Here is an 18,850-nt window from a genome sequence, read left to right on the forward strand (position 1 = left end):
CTCATGCCTGGATTTGCCCCGTCAGCCGGTATATGTGCCAGGCATATACGGCAAGAATAGTCTTCGCATCGCTTATTCGCTCCTCGCGGATGTACTGCTGCGCCTGTTCGAACGATATGGCCTGCACCTCAAGAAATTCATCCTCATCGGGACGGCTCTCGCCTCTCTCCAGATCCTCCGCCATATACAGATACAGCTTCTCATCGGCAAAGCCGGGCGACGTATAGAAAGCGCTGATCGGACGCAGCTTTCCGGCACGATAGCCCGTTTCCTCCTCAAGCTCGCGTGCTGCGGCCGACATCGGGTCTTCACCGGCATCCAGCTTGCCTGCGGGAATTTCGATCTGGAACTTTTCCATCGGCTTCCGGTACTGTTCCACAACGAGCATATTACCGTCAATCAACGCAAGAACGGCTGCAGCCCCCGGATGCCGCACAATCTCCCTTGTTGCGGTTCCGCCCCCAGGCAGCTGTACCGTATCAACCTGCAGAGATATAATTTTACCCTCGAAAACCGGCTGCGTCTTGACGGTTTTTTCACGAAATTCATCTGTTTTCTTGAGCACGGAAATGTTCAACTCCTTATCAGTATCACTATCGATGGTTGTCTTACAGATCAGCGGCATAAGCTGTCCGTATTCAGCATACGAATGAGTAAAGTGAATAAAATGGTTAATATTATTAAATAACGATTTATAAATGGATAAAGGGGGAATTGGTTGATGAAACAATATTCCGTCTCAAGCCAATTGATGCTTGTGGGCAAAGCGTGGGAAATTCGCCACCAGCTCAGGCTATTGGCCAGACAAGGCCCAGTCCGTAAGGCGGAGAAAAATTGCGCCCGGACTCTTGGAGAGTACCTGGAACATCGCCGCCCCGTGAGCCGTTGAACGATTTATAATCATTATAAAGGCCGGACATGGATTTGTCCGGCCTTTTTTGCACCTGTTAAGCCTGTTTCCGGGCTGCCTGTGAAATAATTTCCACAACGAGCTCCGTGATTTTTACCAGATCGGCGGCTTTTATTTGTTCCTTGGTCGTGTGGATATGCTCGTACCCGACCGCCAGATTCACCGTAGGTACGCCAAGCCCGTTAAATATATTCGCATCGCTGCCCCCGCCTGAATGAAACGTGCGCGGTGTTCTTCCGATTTGAACGATCGCCGATTTGGCCAGCTCGACGACCGGATCTCCATCTTCATAAGCATACGCGGGATAGATAACGTCGCTCTGAAATTCCGCTTTTGCGCCGTATTCAGCGGCTACGCTTCGGACCGCTTCGCGCATCGCATCGATCTGCTTATCCAGCTTATCCTGCACGATGCTTCGCGCTTCCGCGTCAAGCTTGACGTAATCGCAGACAATATTAGTCGCCCCGCCGCCTTCGAATTTTCCGATATTGGCAGTCGTTTCATGATCTATACGGCCAAGCTGCATGCGTGCGATCGCTTTGCCCGCCACCTGAATCGCGCTGATACCGTCTTCAGGGTTTACGCCGGCATGAGCCGATTTACCGAATATCTTGATCGTGATTTTCGCCTGGGTCGGAGCGGCTATGGCAATATCGCCGATAACCCCGTTCGAATCAAGCGCATAACCGAACTTGGCGTCCAGCTTCGACTTGTCGAGGACGCTTGCCCCCACCAAGCCCGATTCCTCGCCGACCGTAATAACGAATTGTATAGGCCCATGCTCTATGTTATTTTCTTTGATTACCCGTATAGCCTCTAGCATTGCCGCAAGTCCAGCCTTGTCGTCGCTGCCCAGGATCGTCGTGCCGTCACTGCGAATGTAGCCGTCCGCGTCCAGCTGCGGCTTGATGCCGTTGCCCGGAGTGACGGTGTCCATGTGCGAGGTGAAGAATATCGCCTCAGCACCTTCAGCACCGTTGCCTTCCAGCCTGGCGATCAGATTTCCCGCGCCATGTCCGGTTTTGGAAGCCGCATCGTCTTCCTCCACGGTAAGACCGAGCGAGGAAAATTTGGCTTTGAGCACATCGCATATTTCACGCTCGTTTTTCGTTTCGCTGTCTACCCGAACCAGCTCCATAAATTCGTCAACCAGCCGTTTCTCAGTAATCATAACCTTCCACCGTCCTTCTCTATCGTTTACAATAGTCAAGTACGCATCTATTTTGTACGAAAGGAGCATGCTGGCATGCGCATTAATCGAATTATGAAGGTTTTTATCTGGTTGTTGGTCGCCGTTCTCCTGCTGTCAACTCTGCTCATCGGCATCGGCTGGATATTCGAATGATTGTTCGCCGCCGCCGGCAGGATCGAAACCGAACTGCCGGCAAAAATGCGGCGTTATTTGTACAGCTGCTTGCTCTACCGTCAGGTGTATGCCTGTCAGGTCCGCGAATGATGTCACCGCATACTCCTGAATGCCGCAAGGCACGATCCCTCTGAAACCGTCCTCGGCAATGCCCGCTTTCACGTTCAACGCAAACCCGTGACTGGTCACGAATCCGCGCCGCGTCCGGGCTTTGTTAAACTTGACCCCGATTGCCGCTATTTTCTTGTCGCCGACCCAGACGCCGGTATATTCGGGCTTTCTCCCGCCTTCTATGCCGTAATCCCCCAGCCAATCGATAATGACCTGCTCCAGCTGCCGAAGATAGCCGTGGAGGTCAAGACCTTCGGCATCGAGGTAAAGCAGCGGATATCCTACCAGCTGACCGGGACCATGGTAGGTAATATCCCCGCCGCGGTCGATTTGGAAAACTTGAATGCCTCTTTCGGCAAGTTCTTCCTTCGAATAGAGCAAGTGCTCGGGGTGCCGCTGCGAACCGATTGTATAGGTCGGCGGGTGCTGAAGGAGGAGCAGCGTCTCACGCCGCTCCTCCTTATCGATTTGTTTTACGTATGTTTTCTGCAATTCCCATGCTTCGGCATATCCGATCATCGCCGTGTAATTGACATCCAGCGTCTTGACGTTCGTTGTCGTCATAACGAATCAGCCTTCTTTCACTGACAACCGAGGCTCGCTCTTAAAGGCGGTTACGGATGCAGATTTCTCAGTACAGTTTCGTGTCCGGATTAAAGCCTTCCAAATTTTCCTTCACCCGCTGCAGGAACCTGCCGCAGATAACGCCGTCCAGAATACGATGGTCCAGTGACAAACATAAATTCGCCATTGAACGAACCGCAATCATGTCATTAATGACGACCGGGCGTTTAACGATCGATTCGAACGTAATAATGGCCGCTTGCGGGTAATTGATAATCGGATAAGATGCAATGGAGCCGAAGGAGCCGGTATTGTTAACCGTAAATGTGCCGCCTTCCATATCGGACAGCGTTAGCTTCCCTTCGCGTGTCTTACGCGCCAAATCGTCGATCTCACGCGCCAGTCCCGCGATATTTTTCTGGTCCGCATTCTTGATAACGGGTACTTTAACCGCATCCTCCGTACCGACCGCGAGCCCAAGGTTGATGTCCCGCTTGACGATAATTTTGTCAACGGCCCATACCGAGTTCATAATAGGCACATCCTTGATCGCGTTGACGACCGCTTTCAGCATAAACGCAAGGTAAGTCAAATTAACGCCTTCGCGTTTCATGAACTCGTCCTTCAGCTTATTGCGGAGTACGACGAGGTTCGTCAAGTCCACTTCAATCATTGTCCAGGCATGCGGGATCTCCGTTGCGCTTTGGCGCATATTGCGGGCGATCGCATTGCGGACAGGCGTTACATCGATGAAATATTCACGGCCCGACATCGTTTGAGCTTCTACTTCAATCGTTGGAATACGCGGCGATTCGGACAGATGCAGACCTGTGGTGCGAACGTTTTGCGAAGGCTGACCGGCTGTGGGAGCCATACCTGGCGCGCCCGCCCCGCCTGCTGCTGCGAACGCCAGCACATCCTTGCGTGTAATGCGGCCGCCCAGGCCGGTACCCGGCACGTGCGCCAGGTTGACGCCGTGCTCTGCGGCCAGCTGCTGCACGGCCGGTGAGAATCGATGGCGCATGGTTGCTGCCTCTCCGCCAGCCTCTGCCCGTGTGCCATTGATACCGTCCGCGACTGCGGCCGGCGCGGCGCCGGCGGCGCGATCGCCAGCCGCAAGGCCTGAAGCGCCGGCCGTCATGCCGCCGCCTGCTCCCCCGGCTTGTTCAACCTCGACAATGCACATCGGGGTGCCTACAGGCACTGTTTCACCCGCACTGACTAAAATCTTGACGAGCGTTCCTTTCAGCGTGGAAGGAATCTCGGCATTCACTTTATCCGTGAGCACTTCGCAAATCGGCTCGTACGTATCGATGGCATCACCGGGCTGCTTCAACCATTTGTCGATCGTAGCGGACACGAGCGATTCCGCGAGCTGCGGCATAACGATCTCCGTCATCGTTTTCATTCCAACCACTCCTAATAAAGTGCCAGATGCCTCATCGCATCTTTTACTTTTTCTTTATTCAGCATGAAAAATTTTTCGCCGGGCGGATTGATCGGCATAGCCGGTACATCCGGGCCGCACAAACGCATGATCGGAGCGTCCAGTTCATACAGCATTTCCTCCGCTATAATCGCGGACACCTCTGCGCCGATCCCTCCGAATTTGTTGTCCTCGTGAATGATCAGCACTTTACCTGTGCGCCGCGCCGCCTTCAGAACCGCTTCTTTATCAAGCGGCTGCAGGGTCCGCAGGTCAAGAATATGGGCGTTTATGCCTTCCTCTGCAAGCTCCTGGGCCGCCTCCAACGCAAAGTACAGCGGCAGGCTGTAACTGATAACCGTAATGTCATCGCCTTCTCGCAGGACATTCGCCTTTCCGATCGGTACGGTGTAATCGTCATGAGGCACATCGCCCACAATGAGCTTATAGCATCTTTTGTTTTCAAAGAAAATGACCGGATCCGGGTCGCGCACGGCTGCCTTAAGCAGTCCTTTGGCGTCATATGCCGTATAGGGTGCGATGATCTTAAGACCCGGCGTTCCGAAAAACACCGATTCAGGGCACTGCGAGTGATACAAACCGCCGAAAATACCTCCACCGATAGGCGCCCGAATGACAATCGGGCAAGACCAGTCGTTGTTGGAACGATATCGGATCTTCGCAGCCTCGCTGATGATCTGGTTCGTTGCCGGGAACATAAAGTCTGAATACTGCATTTCGGCGATCGGCTTCATCCCGTACATCGCCGCGCCGATCGCAACCCCTGCGATAGCCGATTCGGCAAGCGGCGTGTCGAGAGCACGCATTTCGCCGAACTGCTCCAGCAGTCCCTTGGTGGTGGTAAACACGCCGCCCTTGTAGCCAACGTCTTCGCCCAGCACGAATACGTCTTCGTCGCGCTCCATTTCCTCTTTCATGGCGAGGCGGATCGCATCAATATATTGCATTGTAGGCATGTCAGCGCCCTCCCCCTTCGGCTTGTCCTTCGTCATAAACGTGCAGAAGAATGCTCTCGGGAGCAGGGAACGGCGCATTATCCCCGTAAGAGGTCGCGTCATCCAGCATTACCTTAATCTTCTTCTTAAGCTCTTCTTCTTGCTGATCGTCCCACAAGCCGCAGTCGATCAAATATTGTCTATATTTAGGAATACCGTCTTTGGATCGGTTTTCGTCCACTTCTTCCTTCGTACGGTATGCCAGATCGTTGTCCGATGTCGTATGCGGTGAAATGCGGTACATCATCGCTTCAATAAGCGTGGGTCCTTCTCCCGCCACTGCGCGCGCACGCGCTTCCTTGACGGCACGGTAGACCTCCAGCGGATCATTCCCATCAACCTGGAACCCCGGGAAGCCGTAGCCGAGAGCTCGGTCCGCGATGCGGCCTGCAACCTGCTTGTGGAGCGGGACTGAAATCGCGTATTGATTGTTCTCGCACATGAAAATAACCGGCAGCTTATGAACGCCGGCGAAATTGCATCCTTCGTGAAAATCGCCCTGATTGCTTGAGCCTTCGCCGAAGGTGACGAAAGAAACAAAATCCTTCTTCTTCATCTTCGCGGCCAGCGCAATGCCGACAGCATGCGGGACCTGCGTCGTTACCGGGCTTGAGCCGGTGACGATGCGAAGACGTTTGCTGCCGAAATGACCTGGCATCTGGCGGCCGCCGCTGTTCGGGTCTTCCGCTTTGGCGAAGACGGACAGCATCAGCTCGCGCAGTGTCATGCCGACGGCCAGCACAAACGCGTAATCACGATAGTAAGGCAAGAAATAATCGATGTCGCGGTCAAGCGCGAAAGCTGCGCCCACCTGAGCCGCCTCTTGGCCGATGCCTGAAACGTGAAAGTTTATTTTACCCGCCCGCTGCAGCAGCAGCCCACGCTCGTCGTAAAGCCGCGCCGTCATCATCGCAACATACATTTCAACCGCTTGCTCGTCCGAAAGCCCAAGCGCGGCATGTCTGAATTGCTGTAAAGTGGATTCGGATTGCGTCATGAAGAATGCCCTCCTTTGATCTACTATTATAACCTGGTACTAAGACTTGACTATACCCATTATAACCGAATGTCCTTCAAAAAGAAACGTAGGACAAAAGCTCAACATTCCTGCGCGCTGCTTGCCTCATTCTCAGAAAGCGATAGACTTTCCGTCGACCGCCAGCATCGCCTCTCCCAAGGCTTCGGAAAGAGTAGGGTGCGGATGGATCACTTGTCCGGCCTCCCAAGGGGCCGCATCCAGCAGCATGGCAAGCGAAGCTTCCGAGAGCAGATCGGTTGCGTGCGGACCAATCATATGTACACCGATGATATCATTTGTTTTGGAGTCGGCAATGACCTTCGCGAAGCCTTCCGTTTCACCCAGAACGAGCGCCTTACCGATTGCCTGGAACGGAATTTTACCGACCTTCACTTCATGCCCCCGCTTGCGGGCTTCATCCTCGGTCAGACCGATCGAGGCGATCTCCGGACGAGAATATATCGCACGCGGAATACGGCTGTGGTCCGGCGCCTGCTGCCTGCCGCCCAGCAGATGGTCAACCGCGACCAGTCCTTCATGAGCAGCCGCATGAGCCAATTGGAGTCCGCCGTTCACATCGCCGATTGCATATATGTGCGGCTCTGTCGTTTGAAAGAACCCGTTGACCTTTATAACGCCTTTCTCCACCCGCACGTCCGTATTCTCAAGCCCGATTCCTTCAACGTTCGCCTGGCGCCCAATGGATACAAGCAGCTTCTCGGCATTCAAGATCACCTTGCCGTCAGCAGTATCCGCTTCAATTGATGCTTGTCCCTCATTAAAAGAATACGTATCAAGCTTCAATTGAATACCTGTGAGAATACGCACGCCGCGGCGGCGCAGCTGTTTGGTCAGCTCGGCCGATGCTTCCGCATCTTCACCAGGGAGCAATCGCGATGCGGCCTCCGCCAGCGTGACCTGAACCCCGAAATCGATAAGCATCGAGGCCCATTCCACCCCGATCACACCGCCTCCGACGATCAGAATCGAAGCGGGCAGCCGCTCCATGCGAAGAGCATCGTCACTTGTCATTATCGTAGTCCCGTCGGCCGGCAAATCCGGGAGAGTGCGCGGTCTGGACCCGGTTGCTATAATGAGATTGGACGGAACCACCGTCTCCATCTCGCCGTCCGGAAGCTCGACCGCAACACTGCCGCTTCGCGGAGAGAAGATCGAAGGACCGATTACTCGCCCTGCGCCGCTGACAATGGTAATGCCATTCTTGCGCATCAAATGCTGCAGTCCTTTATACAGCTGCTCGACGGTTTGTTCTTTGCGCTGCTGCACGCCATCAAAATCAAGCGATACCGCGCCGTCGGCAACCTTGATGCCAAAGGTGCCGGCTTTGAGCAGCGTGGAGTAGACCTCAGCGCTTCTCAGCAGCGCTTTGCTCGGAATGCACCCTTTATGCAAGCAGGTGCCGCCCAGCTTTTCTTTCTCAATAATAACGACCTTTTTACCAGCTTGAGCCGCCCTTATGGCTGCCGTATATCCTGCAATGCCACCGCCTAGTACGGCCAAATCGCATTGAATCGCCATCGTCTTTCCCCTTTCAAAAATAACCGCCATAGGGTCGTTCCAATCAACTTCTATATTAACTGCCGATTTCCCTTCCCTGTCCTATTGTACCTGTTTTCTGCGCCGGGGAAAACTGCGGCATGCTGCAAATGGACAGCTTGCTCCTAAAAAGGTATTATTATCACGTATCGTTTTCGTCAACCGGGAGGGTTCTGTACTTATGAAACAAGTCATTGCGCGGTTTATCGCAGTTTTATTGCTCGTTATCCCCGGACTCGGGGCCACATATGGTTTTTTGCTTATGAAGGACGCTGTCTTTCATTATTTTGCATCTTTTGGCGATGAGAGTGCTTCGCGAAGCTTTGAGTGGTGGAGCTTTGCAGGAGGCATGCTGCTCTTCCTGCTGGGAGTGGGCTTTATTGGGGGATGGACGTTTTTCCGGGATCGTAAACGGAATTATATCTCGCCGCGTTTCCGCGGTAAGCGGCAGCGGCCGCCGCGGCCGGGCGCCGGTTAAATTTAAGACGCAGCAAAAAAATGGGGACGATTTTCCTTGAGAAAATCGCCCCCGTTTTTCGTATACATCTTTGTTACTCTCTGCGAAAGCCAAAGAACGGCTCCAGCTTCTGCTTGTTCCCAAAACTTGATGTCTTACTTAAAATGCGGTTGCTGTAGCCCAGCCAAGCCTCCGATAATATTATCGACCAGCCCGTAAGACTTTGCTTCCTCCGGGTTCATAAACCGGTCCCGGTCGGAGTCTTTTTCAATTTGCTCAATCGGCTGCCCCGTGTGATGCGCTAGAACTCCGTTTATTTTCTCGCGGGTTTTTAAAATCCAGCTTGCGTGTATTTGAATATCCGACGCCTGGCCCCGGGCTCCCCCCAGCGGCTGATGAATCATGATCTCGCTATTAGGCAAAGCCAGCCTCTTTCCTTTGGCTCCTCCGGCAAGCAAAACCGCCCCGAAGCTTGCCGCGAAGCCTGTGCAAATCGTGGATACGTCCGGTTTGATATACTGCATTGTATCGTAAATGGCAAATCCGGCCGTTACCGAGCCGCCTGGACTGTTGATGTACAGCTGAATATCTTTCTCCGGATCATCCGCCGCAAGAAACAGAAGCTGTGCAACGATAGAATTTGCCATATTGTCTTCCACTTCGCCGCTTACCATTATAATGCGGTCTTTGAGCAAGCGCGAGTAAATGTCATAGCTGCGCTCTCCGCGGTTCGTCTGCTCTATAACATAAGGGGTGAGATTCATCGGCAAATATCCCTCCGTTTTTGTATTAAGCTGCCGCCATACTCCGATAAGCCATCGTCACGGAACCCGAGTCGGTCCTCATACGGACGCCGCCTTCAGCGTAACGCAATGCCGTTCCAATCGCATGGACCGGATCGATCTGACCATTCTGGGCCATGGCAAGCGCGATTAAAGCATCAGGGTTCGTTTCCCGAATGGCAGCTGTATAAGCAAGCAGCAAATCATAGTCGATTATTTCGAGACTGAGTCCCTCTGCCAAGCCGTCGTCTTTAAGCTTTCCGATTGCAGCCCGGGCCCGGTGCAGCACCGCTTTTACCGCGCCTTCTTTCATATTGAGGGCTTTTGCTATCTCCACACCTCTGAACTGAAAAACCTCCCGCAGCAAAAAAACCGTTCTTTGAAGCGGGGAAAGATGTTTGACCAATAGGCCAAGTGCATTTTCCAATTCAATGGAATCGACTTCAGCGAAGTATAACGCCGGTATGTTCCCTTCTAAGGCCCTTTTGGCTATTTGTTTTCGGCGTAACCGGTCCACCGCCAAATTTTTGGCGATGCGAAGCATATATGCTGTAGGGTTCGAGTGCGACTGCAATCCATTCATAACCGGCAGCGCACGCAAGCATGTCTCCTGAACAAGGTCCTCCGCATCCCAGGTGCTATTGGTGATAGAACGGCAGTACCGATAGAGAACGGACCTCAGACGCTCAAGCTCGGCCTGCTTCGTGTCCTTGTCGCTGACTTGCATAACAGATGGTTTACTCAACATTCGCCACACCTCCTTCCTCATTCTATCGCTGCACCTTGTAAACGAATTAATGGCAGCAAAGGATACGCCAACGCCATAAAAATTTATCAGATATCTAATCGGTTGTAATGTTTTTTAATTCTATCCCGCTTGAAACCGATTGGTCGAGCTTCTGCAGCATATAACCGATCCCCCGGCAGCCGATGAGCGGATATTCTATCTTTATATCCGGGCTGACAAAAATTTGCGGGATAATACTCGTGAATTTCTTACCTCCAAGCACTACGATTTCCTGAATGTCTGTTAATTGCTTATCCTCCGCCTGCAGTCGAAGCTCGGCTAGCGGTATAATTTGGCTGCTGTTAGAGCCGAACGCTGCATTGTAATTATCCGGGACCGTGTCGCCGGGCAATAGAAACCCATATTTAGCTGAGAGTATTACCCATTTTTCGAAAAACATATTGGCATAATACTGGCATTTCTTGTGTAAAGTTCCTGTATATACGATTTGGGCTTCATAGGGACCTGATGCTTCGGGATTACTGTCCCAAATTTTTTTGACTCCGCAAGGAATGATGCATAATCTGTTCATGTTTGCAGGAGACTCCTTTGTAAAATGAAATACCCCTGTTCATAGCTGTAAACAGCCAATGAACAGGGGATTTTATGGTTAGGCAACATACAGTCAAAGCTTGTGCGTTACTTATCACTTATCTTCCTTTCAAGAAACCTTATGTTCGATCCGCAGTTTATCCGCGACCATTGCGATAAACTCGCTATTGGTCGGTTTCGACTTGCTGATGTTGATCGTGTAGCCGAACAGATGGCTGATACTGTCGATGTTTCCGCGCGTCCATGCGACCTCTATCGCGTGGCGGATAGCCCGTTCGACGCGGGAAGGTGTAGTCTTGAACTTCTCGGCAATTGCCGGATAAAGAGTCTTCGTAATCGCTCCCAAAATTTCAATGTTATTATAAACCATCGTAATTGCCTCGCGCAAATATTGGTAGCCCTTAATATGCGCGGGAACACCGATTTCATGAATGATGCTTGTAATATTTGCGTCTAAATTTTTACCGCCTTTTGCAATCGGCACGACATTCGATTTTATAACAGAAGACCCTGAATACGATGAGGAAGAGGATGAAACAACTGTCGAGTTACCTACAAGCTGACGAATGCGGTTAGCCAGAATCTCCATGTCGAATGGTTTGAGTATGTAGTAGGAAGCTCCGAGCTGCACCGCTTTCTGCGTAATGTTTTCTTGGCCGAAGGCAGTAAGCATTATAATTTTGGGCATTGAAGGAAGGTTCATTTCACGCAACCTCTCCAATACGCCAAGTCCGTCAAGATGAGGCATTATAATGTCCAGAATGAGTACATCGGGCATATCGCGTGATTCTTCTAATAAGCGAAGCACTTCTTCTCCATTGTAGGCAACACCGGTTACAGCCATATCGTTTTGTTCGGAAATATACTCCGATAACAGATTCGTAAATTCCCGGTTGTCGTCCGCCAACAAAACTTCGATTTTTTGCAAAGTATAATCCTCCTTAGACTAAAATCCGATATTCGTCTTCAGTGCTTATGTCTGCCTTTAACCTGTCTGATTAATGTTTTCGACATCAGAAATGAAATTCCTTCTGTCGAATAATATTTTTCTTTATTTTTATTTCGCTTTGTTTTATAATTGATAATTTGCAACAACAATCCTCAATTTTCGAATTAATTCGACAAGCTTTTTTTAAAGGACATTGATATCAAAGAAAAATCCTAAGGAGGCTTACGCCGCCTTAAGATTTGTGCTTGCAGGCTTTAAGAGTATCCCTGCGTCCTGCAGCATCCATTCGATAAAGCAGCCGTAGCCGGAACTCGGATCATTCACGAAAACGTGAGTTACAGCCCCGACAAGCTTGCCGTTCTGAATGATCGGGCTTCCCGACATCCCTTGAACGATCCCGCCGGTCTTTTGTAATAATCGCGAATCGGTTATTTTGATAACCATTCCTTTCGTTGCCGGGGAAGACTGATGAGCAACATGGACAATCTGGACATCAAACCGCTCCACCTTCTGGCCATTGACAACTGTCAGCAGCTGGGCGGGACCTTCTTTGACTTCCTCCGCGAAAGCTACGGGGACCGGTTTTTCATTATAGCTGTGCGAGGGGAGTTCCTTCATCTTACCGAAAATTCCGAATGGTGTGTTCCGCTCAATATTGCCGAGCACTTTACTTTCCTTGATGAAGTTCGCTCTTTTCTCACCCGGCTCGCCGCTTTGGCTTTTATTGATGGAGGTCACGTTGGACTGCAGGATTTGGCCTTCACCGACTTCAATAGGCGTTTGTGTGTCCATGTCCGTTATGACATGGCCCAATGCGCCGTAAACCCCTTGGTCGGGCGCGAAGAAAGTTAATGTACCGACACCGGCCGCCGAATCGCGGATGTACAATCCAAGCCGCCAAGCGCGGTCCTCGGAATCAAACACAGGCGAAAGCTTCGTCTGGAAATGATGGGTACCCCGCTTAACCGATAATTGAAGCGGCTGCTTCGACCGTCCGGCTTCTTCAGCCATTTCGGCCACTTTATGAACATCATTCACATACTTGCCGTTAATACGAACAATTAAATCGCCTAACTGTAAATTAGCGGCTTCACCTGGAGATAATTTGGTACCTTTAGCATTGACCACCTGATGATGGCCAACGACCATGATTCCCGCTGATTTCACTTTGACGCCAATTGTTTGTCCGCCCGGTATAACCTTCAAATCCGGGATAACATTGACCCTGACTGTTTTGAATGGAATTTTGCCGAATAATTTCAATTGCATTGTGGTCTCGCCGCTGTGCCTGGATTCGATCGACAACGGTTTATTCAAGTTAATTGAAAACGATCGGGCGGCTGATCCGTTAATTCGAAGCATTTGCGGATCGAACGTCACCTGTGCATGCACTGGCATGCCGTAATCCAATTGCTTCAACTGGCCTGAGAACAAACGAAGTTCGTTCGGGAAGGCGGCGAAATGTTGAAAGGGGGAGGAAAGACCGAGCATGCAAACGATGATCACGAGAAAAAGACCAAGCCACCGCTTCCGCTGATTGGCATTCAATGACTTCACGCTCCCTGCTGCTAAATCGCTTGACGAGAAAGGTGTTCGCCATTTGCGTACCTTTAAGGTATCCCTGCCCCTAATGTTTTATGTCGCCAAAAACATTCCCTGAATGCCTTCCATTACGCCCCCTTTTGTTTATATGCCAAGTCAAGCATTTCTTGTGCGTGATGCCGGGTCTTCTCCGTTACCTCGACACCGCCAAGCATTCTGGCAAGTTCTTCAATTCGCGGCCCCTGTGTCAATTCAGTCACCATTGTGGACGTTCTTTCGGAGACAATCTGCTTCCGGATTTCATAATGATGATCCGCCATACAGGCAACCTGCGGTAAATGCGTTATCGAGAATACCTGGCATTGCTGTGATAATCTTGACAGTTTCTCCGCAATGGCTTGAGCGGCCCGTCCGCTCACCCCGGTATCAACTTCGTCGAAAATAAGTACGGGCACCTGGTCGATTGAAGCGAATATCGTCTTCAGCGCCAGCATGATGCGGGACATTTCACCACCGGAGGCGATTTTACTCAAAGGTTTCAGCGGCTCTCCAGGATTGGGAGCAATAAGAAACGCTGCTTCATCAATTCCATGCGCAAGGAGCCGGTAAGAGTCCCCGTCGGACTGCTGCCCAAGCTCTACGCGGAAGGTCGTGCGTTCCATCTGCAGCTGCCGCAATTCGCTCTCGATTGCGATGGCAAGCCTGTCTCCTGCATCCCGGCGAAGCTGAGACAATGATTTCCCCAGCCTTGTGGCTTCAGCCTGAAGACGGTGAAGTTCATCCCTCAGCCTTCCGATATGCTCGTCGCGGTTTTCAATTTTATCGGCTTCCGACTGAATGTTGCCCAAATAGGTTAGAATATCAGGGATGGTTTCCCCGTATTTGCGCTTGAGGCTGTGTATTAAATCAAGCCGGTCATCAATGATCGTTAGCCGCTCCGGATCCGATTCAATACCGTCCCGGTAATCCCTTAATTGAAATACGGCATCCTCCAGCTGATAAAACGCAGACTGAAGCTGTTCCAGCATTGGGCCGACAAGTGCTTGGTCGTAATCGCGAATGTCTTCAATCCGGGTTATGGCACGGCTGATCGTATCCAATCCTTTGCCGCCATACAGAAGCGTGTAGGCTTCCGACGCCGAATCCTTACGTTTCACCGCATACATTAGTTTCTGCTTCTCTTCGGAAAGCGATTCATCTTCACCCGGCTTCAGGTGAGCGGATATAATTTCCTCGATCTGGAATCGATAAAGATCAAGCATCTGCATATTTTGCCTGGATGTATCCTCAAGCTCCTTCAGCTGCGCCCGCACCTTCTCATACTGCTGGAATGCAGTGCGATATTGATTCAGCATTCTGGTCACTTTCTCACCAGCGTATGAGTCGAGCCATTCCAAATGTTTTTCAGTACGGAGCAGGGACTGGTGCTCGTGCTGTCCATGTATATTCACAAGACACTCGCCCGCTTCGCGAAGCATTGTCATCGTAACGATGTGCCCGTTCACTCTGCTCACGCTTTTCCCTTGAGAGGAAAGTTCGCGTCGTATGACCAGACATTCATCAGGCGAAGCATGTATTCCAAAGTCTTCCAGTATTCTCCAGACCGGATGAATCGAAGGCAGTTCGAACATCGCTTCAATTTCGGCTTTATCGCAGCCATAGCGAACCATGTCGGAAGATCCTCTCCCGCCCACAACCAGACTAAGCGCATCAATCAATATGGATTTGCCTGCACCGGTTTCACCGGTTAATACATGAAATCCTTCGTGAAACCGTACTCTTACAGATTCGATAACAGCCAAATTGCGTATCGACAACTCGCGAAGCATGAACGTTCTCCTCCTTCTTATCAACCGGGCAGAAACACCATCAGCGTAATCCTTGATTATCTTTTAATTCATCAAACCGAGAAGCCTGTCCGTAAGTTCTCCGCTTTGCGTCTTCGTCCGGCAAATAATGAGAATAGTATCATCACCGCAAATCGTGCCCATCACTTCGCTCCATTCCATGTTGTCAATCATTGCGCCGATTGCATTGGCAGTGCCCGGCAAACATTTCATAACGACCAGATTATCCGTATAATCGATGTGGAGAAAGTGGTCCGCCAGTGTTCGTTTGAGCTTATGAATCGGGTTCATGCGCTGCTCCTGCGGCATCGAATATTTGTAGCGGCCGTCTTCTGCCGGTACTTTAATCAGCTGCAATTCCTTAATATCCCGCGATACGGTCGCTTGCGTCACCTGCAATCCGGCGGCGCGAAGCGCATCCACGAGCTCATCCTGCGTTTCAATCACGCTGCCGCTAATCATTTCGCGTATTTTCATATGCCGTACGCTCTTCATGTAATCCCCCTCGAAATTATTTAGCCGAACCTGAATGTGATAGTTCTGATCGTTCTTTCCTTCTGGTCCACGAACAGGATGCCTTCGCTTTCGGGCATCAGCAATGCATATACAAGCAGGCGGTCACGGACTCCGCTGCCTGTCCAGTCAATCGGCATTCGGTCCCGCGCCGTCTTTACGATATAATGTTTGCCATCTTTCTCTGCTATTAAATCAATAAAGAGCCGGCTCTGCAAAATTTGCCCGTCCAAATCGATCGTGATCGGGACCCGGTATTTGCCGTGAGTCACTTCATACCCCGCCTGTTCGAGAAACAGAACGTTCTCATCATCCTCGCGAACATCCTCAGCTTCGCTCAGAAGCAGCTTGGAATGCAGGCCTGGCGGCTCATGCAGCCAGCGGTAAAATACTCTATATAGCCAAAATACGATCAAGCTCCCAGCAATCAGCATAACGAACCAGTCACCGTATTTTCCCACGAGAATCCCCCTTACGCTTACGCGGCGAATATTCAAGTTATTCGCGCTGCAGGGGAGTTTTTCCTTTTCGCAGAAACCGAACGCTTGTTTGGTTTTTTTCAGTTTACCAAAAAAGACGAAAAAAGCAAAGGGGAACAGCAATCCATTCCTATAAAAAAAGAAGCCCTTCATCCCGGCCTCGCCGAAATGAAAGGCGCCAACGATGCATGCCGCTTCCTTGTTTAGAGCTTTTCTGACTGGTCTCTTGCAAACGTTTGACCGGCTTCCCGGACAAGCGCTTCGATTCGCGCCGCTTCAGGCATCATTCGTTCCGCTTCAGGCTGCCAGAGCCAGTAAGCGAGAAATTCGATGTTGCCCTCCCCACCGGTGATCGGAGAGAACGTTGCGTTTTGCAAGACGAACCCCTGCTCTGCCGCAAATGATAAAACCGTCCTAAGAACTTCTTTGTGCACGCCTGGTTCGCGAACGACTCCGGATTTACCGACCTTATCCCGTCCCGCTTCAAACTGCGGTTTAATAAGCGCGACGACACCGGACCCCGGCTCGAGCAATGTACCAAGCGCAGGCAAAATAAGCTTCAGCGAAATAAATGAAACGTCAATCGTAGCAAAAGTCGGTTTCGGACCGTTCAAGTCGCCAGGCTGCATGAAACGGAAATTTGTTCTCTCCATTACCTGAACACGAGTGTCCTGCCGCAGCGACCAATCCAGCTGATTATACCCGACGTCGATGGCATATACGTATGAAGCCCCGTGCTGCAGCGCGCAATCTGTGAACCCGCCCGTCGAAGACCCGACATCAAGCATCACGATACCATCAAGCGAAAAGCCGAAATGACGAATCGCTTTCTCCAGCTTTAATCCACCCCGGCTGACGTAAGGATGAGGCGCGCCTTTTACCGTAATCGCCGATGTACGCGGAATTTTCGTCCCGCTTTTTTCGATTCGTTCTCCGTCGACAAGCACAAGTCCCGCCATGAGAGCCGCTTTAGCTTTCTCGCGGCTTTCGTAATAACCTTGCTCCACCAGCAATATATCAATTCTTTCTTTCGCGTTCGTCATCCGTCTCTCCGTTCCTTTTATGCCGGACCGTTGACGCGCTTGCGCATACGCGGCAGCAGGGCTTTCAGTTCGGCGCCTACATGTTCGGCGGTCAGCCCCGTCTCCTGGCGCTGTTCCTTGATTGAGCCGTGCTCGACAAACACATCGGGGACACCGATTATCCGTACTGAAACACCATGCTTGTTGTTAAGCGAGTAGAACTCCAGAATGGCGCTGCCGAGGCCCCCCTGCTGAGAACCTTCTTCCAGCACGAGCACCTCCAGCCCTTCATCGGCAATCTGAAGCAGCATTGATTCGTCTAACGGTTTAATGAATCGCGCATTTACTACTCTAACCTGCAGTCCTTCACGCTTCAAATTCTCAGCCGCTTCCTCCGCCACCTGAATCATCGGGCCGACAGCAATGATGACGGAGGAATCGCCTTCGCGAACCGTTTCCCACGTACCAATCGGGATCGGAGTCATCGCCGGGTCGATCGATACGCCAAGTGCGTTCTCGCGCGGATAGCGAACGGCTATCGGTCCATCGTCATAATCCACTGCTGTCTTCATCATCCGCCGCAGCTCGTTCTCATCCTTCGGCATCATCAGCACCATGTTCGGTATATGGCGAAGGAAAGCGATGTCATAAACGCCTTGGTGAGTTTCCCCATCCGGACCGACGAAGCCGGCTCGGTCGATTGCGAATATAACATTGGAATTATGGCGGCAGATATCATGGACGACTTGATCGTAAGCACGCTGCAGGAAAGTAGAGTATACGGCAAAAACCGGCTTCATACCTTCCATAGCCAAAGCCGCACACATCGTTGCCGCATGCTGCTCGGCTATTCCCACGTCGATCATCCGATTCGGAAAACGTTCCGCGAATTTGACCAAACCGGAACCGCCCGGCATCGCCGGCGTGACTGCAACGATACGGTTGTCCTGCTCAGCCAGCTCAATAAGCGCTTCAGAGAACACTTCCGTATACATCGGCGGTCCTACCGCTTTAAGCACTTGACCTGATTCGATCTTGTAAGGAGTAATGCCGTGCCATTTATGAGAATCCGCTTCCGCGGGCGAATAGCCTTTGCCTTTGACTGTGATGACATGGATAAGCACCGGACCAGCTACTTGGTTTGCTTGTTCCATCACATCAAGCAGTTGATTCAAATCATGCCCGTCGACAGGACCGAAATAGGTAAAGCCGAACTGTTCGAACAAAATTCCGCTCACCAGCAAATATTTAACGCTGTCTTTCAGCCGTTCCGCCGTTTTGGCGAGCTTCCCCCCGATAGCGGGAATTTTATTGAGCAGCTGGTTAAGCTCTTCTTTCGCCTTCTGATAATGACGGTCTGTCCGTATCTTGCCGAGATAATGGTGCAGCGCACCGACATTTGGGGCAATGGACATCTCGTTGTCGTTCAAGATGACCATCAGATTCTTCTTCTCATGACCAATATGATTTAGCGCTTCAAGGGCCATACCGCCCGTTAACGCCCCGTCGCCGATAACAGCGACAACTTTGTTCCGCTCGCCTTTCAAATCACGGGCAAGGGCCATCCCCATCGCCGCGGAAAGCGATGTGCTGCTGTGTCCCGCTTCCCACACATCATGCTCGCTCTCGGAGCGTTTGACGAATCCGCACAGCCCTTTGTATTTACGGAGCGTATCGAACTGTTCTTTGCGGCCGGTCAATATTTTATGGACGTAAGACTGATGCCCGACGTCGAAAATAAATTTATCCGTCGGGCTGTCGTATAAATAATGCAAAGCGAGCGTCAGCTCCACTACGCCCAAATTCGGCGCGAGGTGCCCGCCCGTCACAGAAAGCTTTTCAATTAGAAACTCGCGGATTTCAACCGCAAGCTGCTCCAGCTGAGCGACATTTAAAGCTTTTAAATCTTTCGGCTGGTTAATTTGTTCGAGCAACACGTTATTTCCTCACTT

Annotated in this window: 19 protein-coding genes; 2 read left to right on the forward strand and 17 right to left on the reverse strand. The window is 51.3% G+C overall.

Translation table 11 applies throughout. From position 1 onward, the window contains the following. Window position 1: 1 nt before the first annotated feature. Window positions 2–571 carry an NUDIX hydrolase gene (locus KZ483_RS19165; RefSeq protein WP_397376218.1) on the reverse strand — a complete coding sequence of 190 codons (570 nt, stop codon included), beginning with the start codon at window positions 569–571 and terminating at the stop codon, window positions 2–4. A 150-nt stretch (window positions 572–721) separates the two neighbouring features. On the opposite strand from KZ483_RS19165, the gene mciZ reads away from it, so the two are divergent. Then, window positions 722–889, forward strand: coding sequence for a Z-ring formation inhibitor MciZ (mciZ, locus tag KZ483_RS19170; protein WP_220349185.1), 168 nt, complete (start codon window positions 722–724; stop codon window positions 887–889). 58 nt (window positions 890–947) lie between these two features. Here mciZ and KZ483_RS19175 read toward each other — a convergent pair whose 3' ends face one another. From KZ483_RS19175 to lpdA, 6 genes are all read right to left on the reverse strand, one after another. Next, a complete protein-coding gene (locus KZ483_RS19175) occupies window positions 948–2,081 on the reverse strand; it encodes a M20/M25/M40 family metallo-hydrolase (RefSeq protein ID WP_220349186.1) in 1,134 nt (377 codons plus the stop codon). A gap of 135 nt (window positions 2,082–2,216) precedes the next feature. Further along, on the reverse strand, window positions 2,217–2,951 hold the full coding sequence (gene lipB / locus KZ483_RS19180; protein WP_220349187.1) for a lipoyl(octanoyl) transferase LipB: 735 nt from the start codon (window positions 2,949–2,951) through the stop codon (window positions 2,217–2,219). Window positions 2,952–3,018: 67 nt separating this feature from the next. After that, window positions 3,019–4,359 carry a dihydrolipoamide acetyltransferase family protein gene (locus KZ483_RS19185; RefSeq protein ID WP_220349188.1) on the reverse strand — a complete coding sequence of 447 codons (1,341 nt, stop codon included), beginning with the start codon at window positions 4,357–4,359 and terminating at the stop codon, window positions 3,019–3,021. A gap of 11 nt (window positions 4,360–4,370) precedes the next feature. Beyond that, complete coding sequence (locus KZ483_RS19190) at window positions 4,371–5,354, reverse strand: alpha-ketoacid dehydrogenase subunit beta (protein WP_220349189.1); 984 nt, start codon at window positions 5,352–5,354, stop codon at window positions 4,371–4,373. 1 nt (window position 5,355) lies between these two features. Further along, on the reverse strand, window positions 5,356–6,390 hold the full coding sequence (locus tag KZ483_RS19195; protein ID WP_220349190.1) for a thiamine pyrophosphate-dependent dehydrogenase E1 component subunit alpha: 1,035 nt from the start codon (window positions 6,388–6,390) through the stop codon (window positions 5,356–5,358). 132 nt (window positions 6,391–6,522) lie between these two features. Further along, window positions 6,523–7,950: a dihydrolipoyl dehydrogenase gene (gene lpdA / locus KZ483_RS19200; RefSeq protein WP_220353542.1), complete on the reverse strand. Its 1,428-nt coding sequence runs from the start codon at window positions 7,948–7,950 to the stop codon at window positions 6,523–6,525. A gap of 199 nt (window positions 7,951–8,149) precedes the next feature. On the opposite strand from lpdA, the gene KZ483_RS19205 reads away from it, so the two are divergent. Next, window positions 8,150–8,446, forward strand: a complete 297-nt coding sequence (locus tag KZ483_RS19205; protein ID WP_220349191.1) for a DUF2627 domain-containing protein — start codon at window positions 8,150–8,152, stop codon at window positions 8,444–8,446. Window positions 8,447–8,580: 134 nt separating this feature from the next. Here the strand turns inward: KZ483_RS19205 and clpP are convergent, their stop codons facing one another. The 10 genes from clpP to dxs form a co-directional block, all read right to left on the reverse strand. Then, a complete protein-coding gene (clpP, locus tag KZ483_RS19210; protein WP_220349192.1) occupies window positions 8,581–9,189 on the reverse strand; it encodes an ATP-dependent Clp endopeptidase proteolytic subunit ClpP in 609 nt (202 codons plus the stop codon). Between the two features lie 25 nt (window positions 9,190–9,214). Beyond that, window positions 9,215–9,955 (reverse strand): RNA polymerase sigma factor, encoded by a 741-nt coding sequence (locus KZ483_RS19215; protein WP_220349193.1) that lies wholly within the window; start codon window positions 9,953–9,955, stop codon window positions 9,215–9,217. Between the two features lie 94 nt (window positions 9,956–10,049). Further along, window positions 10,050–10,526 (reverse strand): DUF6884 domain-containing protein, encoded by a 477-nt coding sequence (locus tag KZ483_RS19220; protein WP_220349194.1) that lies wholly within the window; start codon window positions 10,524–10,526, stop codon window positions 10,050–10,052. A gap of 129 nt (window positions 10,527–10,655) precedes the next feature. Further along, the gene (gene spo0A / locus KZ483_RS19225; RefSeq protein ID WP_220349195.1) at window positions 10,656–11,474 is read right to left on the reverse strand and encodes a sporulation transcription factor Spo0A; all 819 of its coding nucleotides are present in this window, start codon (window positions 11,472–11,474) and stop codon (window positions 10,656–10,658) included. A 243-nt stretch (window positions 11,475–11,717) separates the two neighbouring features. Beyond that, window positions 11,718–13,043 carry a SpoIVB peptidase gene (spoIVB, locus tag KZ483_RS19230; protein ID WP_220353543.1) on the reverse strand — a complete coding sequence of 442 codons (1,326 nt, stop codon included), beginning with the start codon at window positions 13,041–13,043 and terminating at the stop codon, window positions 11,718–11,720. Between the two features lie 122 nt (window positions 13,044–13,165). After that, window positions 13,166–14,866: a DNA repair protein RecN gene (gene recN / locus KZ483_RS19235; RefSeq protein WP_220349196.1), complete on the reverse strand. Its 1,701-nt coding sequence runs from the start codon at window positions 14,864–14,866 to the stop codon at window positions 13,166–13,168. 63 nt (window positions 14,867–14,929) lie between these two features. Further along, window positions 14,930–15,379, reverse strand: coding sequence for a transcriptional regulator AhrC/ArgR (ahrC, locus tag KZ483_RS19240; protein WP_220349197.1), 450 nt, complete (start codon window positions 15,377–15,379; stop codon window positions 14,930–14,932). 20 nt (window positions 15,380–15,399) lie between these two features. Continuing rightward, window positions 15,400–15,858: a hypothetical protein gene (locus KZ483_RS19245; RefSeq protein WP_220349198.1), complete on the reverse strand. Its 459-nt coding sequence runs from the start codon at window positions 15,856–15,858 to the stop codon at window positions 15,400–15,402. 221 nt (window positions 15,859–16,079) lie between these two features. Beyond that, on the reverse strand, window positions 16,080–16,919 hold the full coding sequence (locus KZ483_RS19250; protein WP_220349199.1) for a TlyA family RNA methyltransferase: 840 nt from the start codon (window positions 16,917–16,919) through the stop codon (window positions 16,080–16,082). Window positions 16,920–16,936: 17 nt separating this feature from the next. After that, window positions 16,937–18,835, reverse strand: coding sequence for a 1-deoxy-D-xylulose-5-phosphate synthase (dxs, locus tag KZ483_RS19255; RefSeq protein ID WP_220349200.1), 1,899 nt, complete (start codon window positions 18,833–18,835; stop codon window positions 16,937–16,939). Window positions 18,836–18,850: the final 15 nt, after the last annotated feature.

This window comes from Paenibacillus sp. sptzw28 (assembly GCF_019550795.1).
In the GTDB taxonomy this organism is placed as follows: domain Bacteria; phylum Bacillota; class Bacilli; order Paenibacillales; family Paenibacillaceae; genus Paenibacillus_Z.

Excerpts from the sequence above, each read along its gene's own strand:
- mciZ (WP_220349185.1), top strand. The coding sequence starts at position 722 with ATGAAACAATATTCCGTCTCAAGCCAATTGATGCTTGTGGGCAAAGCG.
- KZ483_RS19175 (WP_220349186.1), bottom strand. The coding sequence starts at position 2,081 with ATGATTACTGAGAAACGGCTGGTTGACGAATTTATGGAGCTGGTTCGG.
- lipB (WP_220349187.1), bottom strand. The coding sequence starts at position 2,951 with ATGACGACAACGAACGTCAAGACGCTGGATGTCAATTACACGGCGATG.
- KZ483_RS19185 (WP_220349188.1), bottom strand. The coding sequence starts at position 4,359 with ATGAAAACGATGACGGAGATCGTTATGCCGCAGCTCGCGGAATCGCTC.
- KZ483_RS19190 (WP_220349189.1), bottom strand. The coding sequence starts at position 5,354 with ATGCCTACAATGCAATATATTGATGCGATCCGCCTCGCCATGAAAGAG.
- KZ483_RS19195 (WP_220349190.1), bottom strand. The coding sequence starts at position 6,390 with ATGACGCAATCCGAATCCACTTTACAGCAATTCAGACATGCCGCGCTT.
- lpdA (WP_220353542.1), bottom strand. The coding sequence starts at position 7,950 with ATGGCGATTCAATGCGATTTGGCCGTACTAGGCGGTGGCATTGCAGGA.
- KZ483_RS19205 (WP_220349191.1), top strand. The coding sequence starts at position 8,150 with ATGAAACAAGTCATTGCGCGGTTTATCGCAGTTTTATTGCTCGTTATC.
- clpP (WP_220349192.1), bottom strand. The coding sequence starts at position 9,189 with ATGAATCTCACCCCTTATGTTATAGAGCAGACGAACCGCGGAGAGCGC.
- KZ483_RS19215 (WP_220349193.1), bottom strand. The coding sequence starts at position 9,955 with ATGTTGAGTAAACCATCTGTTATGCAAGTCAGCGACAAGGACACGAAG.
- KZ483_RS19220 (WP_220349194.1), bottom strand. The coding sequence starts at position 10,526 with ATGAACAGATTATGCATCATTCCTTGCGGAGTCAAAAAAATTTGGGAC.
- recN (WP_220349196.1), bottom strand. The coding sequence starts at position 14,866 with ATGCTTCGCGAGTTGTCGATACGCAATTTGGCTGTTATCGAATCTGTA.
- ahrC (WP_220349197.1), bottom strand. The coding sequence starts at position 15,379 with ATGAAGAGCGTACGGCATATGAAAATACGCGAAATGATTAGCGGCAGC.
- KZ483_RS19250 (WP_220349199.1), bottom strand. The coding sequence starts at position 16,919 with ATGACGAACGCGAAAGAAAGAATTGATATATTGCTGGTGGAGCAAGGT.